Source organism: Pseudomonas sp. JAI120 (assembly GCF_014207255.1).
Taxonomy (GTDB): Bacteria; Pseudomonadota; Gammaproteobacteria; order Pseudomonadales; family Pseudomonadaceae; genus Aquipseudomonas.
Genome location: NZ_JACHCZ010000014.1, coordinates 1 through 3,945, shown reverse-complemented (window position 1 = coordinate 3,945; position 3,945 = coordinate 1). Strand labels below are relative to the sequence as shown.

At 52.8% G+C, this 3,945-nt stretch carries 2 protein-coding genes; both read right to left on the bottom strand.

Annotated features, from left to right (window positions below):
- Window positions 1-150 precede the first annotated feature (150 nt).
- The gene (locus tag HDC32_RS31830) at window positions 151-2,676 is read right to left on the bottom strand and encodes an RND family transporter (protein WP_145338892.1); all 2,526 of its coding nucleotides are present in this window, start codon (window positions 2,674-2,676) and stop codon (window positions 151-153) included.
- Between the two features lie 57 nt (window positions 2,677-2,733).
- Complete coding sequence (locus HDC32_RS31825) at window positions 2,734-3,792, bottom strand: YCF48-related protein (RefSeq protein ID WP_145338891.1); 1,059 nt, start codon at window positions 3,790-3,792, stop codon at window positions 2,734-2,736.
- Window positions 3,793-3,945: the final 153 nt, after the last annotated feature.

Sequence of the window (3,945 nt, the reverse complement as noted above, 5' to 3'; positions counted from 1 at the left end):
AATTGTTCGTCTAGTGCCCAGTGCTCCTGAGTGCTCAGCTGTAATGTTTGCGCTGTGCCTGGATTGACCCAGTTGCCGACGCAAGACTGCCCGATCTCCAAGCCTGAAAAAATCCAGCACAGACAATGATCCACGAGGAGTCAGACTGGGTCAGTGAAGTCTCGGCAACTGGGTTAACTCGACATCAGCGCCAACATGCTGGCGTTTAGATCGTGGCGGTTGAGGTAGTTTTTTCCGGGGGCCCACGGTGGTGTTTGCACTCCCGCCCACCGACTGTGGTGGCAGGCCGGTCTTGTGTCGGTTCTGCAGTAGGAAGCACGACAGTGCAGGGATTAGCACCAGAGCCCCCAACATATTCCACATGAACATAAATGCCAGCAGAATGCCCATGTCGGCTTGGAATTTGATGGGTGACCAAGCCCAGGTAATAACTCCGGCGGCCATTGTCATACCCACGAGCGCCACGACTTTGCCGGTAAATTGTAGAGAGGCTCGGTACGCTTCCTTAAGGCTCGCGCCACTTCGCTGTACCACCAGTTGCACGGATAGCAGGTATAGCGCGTAGTCAACCCCGACCCCTACACCCAGCGCAATGACTGGTAGAGTAGCGACCTTAACCCCGATACCAAGCCATACCATCAGCGCCTCGCAAAGCAAGGAGGTGACCACCAGTGGAATGACTGCCACGATGACTGCGCGCCAACTACGGAATGTGACGAAGCAAAGCAGGACTACGCCGACGTACAGCAAAGCGTGCATTTTATAGAAGGAATCCTTAACCACGATATTAGTAATCGCCTCGATTCCAGCGTTGCCTGCTGCTGGGAGAAACTTGATATCTTCACTGTTATGTTCCTTGGCGAAGGCCTCTACCTGTGCAAGTAGTTGGGTCAATGTGCTGGCTTTATGGTCTGAAAGATAGGTCATGACCGGGAATACCGAACACTTGGGGTTGAGTACATCGGGGTTGTTAACCAGCACTTGGGACGCCGCGTAACCGAGCGAGCGAGGGTCGCGAATAATACTGTTCCATTTGAAGTAACCCTCGAACGTACCGCTGACACCTTGCTTAGTCAGTGTGGCGAATGACTCCGTCGCTTGCACGCCAGGCACATGACTTAACACCCAACCCAGGCGGTCCGCTTCAATGAGATTGCTGAAGTGATCACAGACACCCGGGGCGGTCTTTACGATAACGGCAAATTGATCGTTGGATAGACCATAATTGGCTGTAACGTAAGCCACATCCTGGTTGTAACGGGAATCCTGGCGCAATTCGGGCGCGCCGGCGCCGAGATCTCCAATTTGCAGATTATGACGGACTACCAGCGCTGTGATACTCAAAATGACTGCAAAAACGATCGCGCCGATTGCCCAGTTGCGCTGGGTAAAGTGACTGAAGAACTCCCACAGAGGGGATAGCTTTTCAGTATTACTCGCATGCATCGAGCGTTTCGCTGCGTGCAAGCTGACCCCTGTATAGGACAAAATAACTGGAATCAGAATAAGCTTGGTGAAGATCAATACTGCTACGCCAATGCTGGTAGTTAACGCCAGGTCCTGAATCACCGGTATATCGACGATGATCAATACCGCGAAACCGACGACGTTGGCCAGCAACGCGGTCAGCCCCGCCATGAATAGTCGTCGGAAAGTGTAGCGGGCAGCGATGTACTTATGGGTGCCGCGACCGATATCCTGCATTACTCCGTTCATTTTTTGCGCCCCGTGCGACAAGCCGATGGCGAAAATCAGGAAGGGTACAAGAATCGTGTAGGGATCAAGTTCGTAACCGGCCAGATGCATTAGACCTAGCAACCAGACCACACCGAGTATGGAAACGGCTACTAGCATCAGGGTGCTTCGCCAGCAGCGGCTGTAGAGGTAGACGAATAGCGTAGCAATCAGAACGGACACCGCGAAGAACTGGAAAATCTTGGTCAAGCCCTGAATCAGGTCCCCTACCAGTTTGGCGAAGCCGACGATATGGATACGTACTCCTTCTCCTTCCTTGCCCCTGACTCTTTGCTCCAGTGCCTGGGATAACGCCTTGTAGTCGATTGGCTTGCCCGAGTCTGCATAGTTGTTCAGTAAAGGGACGATGATCATAGACGACTTGTAGTCATTGGCTACGATTCGGCCTGGCGCGGATGACCGTGCCAGGTTATCCCGAAGTTCTTCAAGTTTTTCTGAAGAACCATCGAACCGGTCAGGCATGACCGGGCCACCGCGTAATCCATCTTCGGTTACTTGAGTCCAGCGTAATGAAGGTGTCCACAGCGACTTCATCCAGGGCCGATCAACTCCAGGTATAAGGAACAGTTCGTCGTTTATCTCTCGGACCGTCTGCAGGTATTGCTGATCGAAAATGTCGCCTTTGGTATTTTCTATGACGACACGTACGCTGTTACCAAGACCGGGGAGCTCTGCGCGGTTGTCGAAAAAGTTCATGATGTAGGGGTGGGAGCTCGGGATCATGCGATCGAAGTTGGCATTGACCACTAGGCGTGATGCCTGCCATCCGAGCAGTACGGAGATAACGACTATCAGGATGATGATCAACAGGCGATTGTTGAATATCACCCGCTCGACGATGTTACCTGTACGCTCATCGAAGTCTCGACGGTCATTGATAATTGGGTATTTATTATTGTTTTGTTCGATAGTCGTAGCCATCGTAACGCCTCCGATGGGAATGGAAACTCACTGTCTCGTCAGTGCATTCGATAAAATTCAGGGATCTTGGCGTGAAGCGAGGGTTACTCCATCTGGACCGATGGTATAGAGACCATGACCTAATGCTGCAACCCCATAGATTGGTGTGCGCCGCTTGACCGATCTATTGATGATCTGCTCGCCTTTGGGGTCGCTGAATAACAACTCGCCGCCAGCACTTGCGAGAACGATCGAGCCATCAGCGAGCAGGGTAGCTGCGTTGATCGAAAAACTGGTCCGGGTTTCGAGTTGAGTCCACGATGCTCCTTCATCGCGGCTTGTCCATACGTTGCCTCGGAGCCCATAGGCGACAAGCAAGCCCTTGCGTCCGGTGAGGCCGAATAAAGAGCCACTGTAGGGGAGGGCAACCTTCACGAATTTCTGGCGCCTCTGGTCTAGGCGCAGTAGCAGGCCCAATTCGCCAACAATGAACACGTGGTCGCCAATTCTGCGGATGGCGTGCAGTGAGTATTGGTCCGGATTTTCTGCTTTATCTATCCACGGTACCCAATGCTGACCACCGTCCGTGGTATGTAAAATCAGATTGAACGCGCCGACTACCCAGCCCTCATGTTCATTTTCAAAAAATACATCCAGCAGAGGTTTTATTGGGCCGTCTTTCTCCAGTGCCTGGGTGTATTCCTGAGCACTTTGCAGCTCTGGCGTTCCCTCTCCTGTAACACTTCCGTAGTGCTTGGCAAACAGATCAATCATCTGACGGCCGTCAAGCTGCCGCGTCCAGGTTTCTCCGCCATCCTGGGTGTTTAGAATGACCCCGTCATGTCCCACCGCCCATCCGAGTGATCGATTGGCGAAATAAACCGCTACCAAATCGCTACTCAGTGGCGCAGGCACTTGAGCAAAGTGTTGACCGGTTTCGTCAGATCGGACAATGTGTCCGCGTGGTCCCACCGCAACGACCCCTGAGCTACTAGCGAACAGTCCGTACAAGGGTGAGATAACTGCGCGATCAGAGATCATTGCGGGTTGGTCCAGCGGATCAATGAATGAGGCAGCTTTGCCCATGCAGGGCAAGGCGCCGAAAGACAAGACCAGTGCCTTGAGTAGCGTGTTCATGTGCTTCTCCGTTCATTCCACGGCAGCGAGACAATCATAAGAGAGATTAAGTTTTTATCGCTGAGACTGTCGCGCAAGAGACTCAGGCGTAAAGAACGTCAGCGGTTTCAGCTCGTCGAACACCTTCACCCCCTTGGTCCCGGCAGAAATGGA

Coding starts and splice junctions, on each gene's coding strand:
- HDC32_RS31830 (WP_145338892.1), bottom strand. CDS start 2,676: ATGGCTACGACTATCGAACAAAACAATAATAAATACCCAATTATCAAT.
- HDC32_RS31825 (WP_145338891.1), bottom strand. CDS start 3,792: ATGAACACGCTACTCAAGGCACTGGTCTTGTCTTTCGGCGCCTTGCCC.